At 54.1% G+C, this 320-nt stretch carries 1 pseudogene; it reads left to right on the top strand.

Annotated features, from left to right (window positions below):
• Nucleotides 1-320: pseudogene (locus tag RTW80_RS28265) on the top strand (hypothetical protein); the annotation flags it as partial.

Here is a 320-nt window from a genome sequence, read left to right as displayed (position 1 = left end):
CTCCCGGATATTGAAACCCGCATTCAGAGAGCAGCCAGTACGTACGAACAAACTGTTCAGCACGCACTACCGGCGCAGAGTGAACAAAATGGCATACAGGATGCTGTCAGGAATTACCTCGACACTTATGGTTGGGCGGCTCTCGGTGCCTGGTACCAGACTTTTGCAACGGCCAATCAACGCCTGACAGAAGTTGCCAGTCGCGCGCCGGCAACCAGTGGGATGTCATCCCTTGGGGAAATTGGCAGCGGAGACCTGTTCAGTGCGGTAATGAGCGCCTACCGTACCCAGTTACAAAACTCTAATTATGCACCTCCAGC

The sequence above is a fragment of the Escherichia sp. AM3 genome (genome assembly GCF_032029835.1).
GTDB classification, from domain to species: Bacteria; Pseudomonadota; Gammaproteobacteria; order Enterobacterales; family Enterobacteriaceae; genus Escherichia; species Escherichia coli.
Note: the sequence above shows the minus strand (reverse complement) of the source record. Positions and strands in the feature narration are given on the sequence as shown.